Below are 998 nucleotides of genomic sequence, written 5' to 3' on the forward strand. Positions count from 1 at the left end.
CGCCAGTCGCACGAGAATGATGTTTGAGTTACATCAAAAAGAAAGAAATTTTCAAGTTGATGTAACTCATTCTTAAGCTTACGCGCCTAAAATATCTGAGGCCATTTCTTCGATTTTTGCGGTCAAACTTGGTGCTTGTTTGGCGATTTCGCGTTGTTCGTCCAGTACTGAGTTCAAGATATCTCTGGTCGTCAATGGGTTGGCAAGCACCACTCGGAATACGATGGTGTTCATTCTTTGCCATTGGTCAGGGTTCAGCCTTGTACGAGAAACAAACGATTTGCCCGTTTCACGTTGACGCTTCTGGATAAACTGCGTGAGCTGGTTGATGAGCTCGTTTAGTTTTTCCTTTTGAGTACCTTCCGCTTTATCTAGCGCTTCACGAATCAATGGCGGTAGATAGCGGTAGGTCAGTAGGCAAAGCTCCGGTTCAGAAACGAGTTCGAAGTCATCTTGCTGTTTGATGAGGTCAGCAAAGTAGCGCGCTTTCTCGATACTTTGATCGATCAATAGTTCGTAGCCTGGGCGACTAATAATGTGCATCGCCGCATACACTAACATGGCCATGCCTGAGCGAGAGCCTTCTAGTGTATGACTACCTAAATCTTTTGAACCTTTACGTAAGATGTATTGCGCATGGTGTTCAATGGATTTCATCGCGTCTGGGTCTTTGAACAACACCATGCCTGCACCCATAGGGATGTACAGTTGTTTGTGCGCGTCGATAGTCACTGAGTCAGCCAGTTCAACACCTTCGAGAAGGTGACGGTAATGATTAGACATCAACGTTGCACCACCCCAAGCGGCATCCACATGGAAGTGACAATTGTGCTCTTGGCACACTTGAGCGATCTGCGACAGAGGATCGACGTTCCCCGTTTCTGTCGTGCCAGCGACACCGATAACCGCAATTGGTTTGATGTTTTGTTCTTTAAGCTCGGCAATTTTTGCTTTTAGGTCGTCAACAACAATACGGTTCTTTGCATCGGTTTTCACTG

At 46.3% G+C, this 998-nt stretch carries 1 protein-coding gene; it reads right to left on the reverse strand.

From position 1 onward, the window contains the following. Positions 1-78: 78 nt before the first annotated feature. On the reverse strand, positions 79-998 hold a 920-nt coding region (locus R7190_RS25940; RefSeq protein ID WP_318137690.1), incomplete at its 5' end, for an aminotransferase class V-fold PLP-dependent enzyme.

The organism is Vibrio sp. 1078-1, assembly GCF_033340475.1.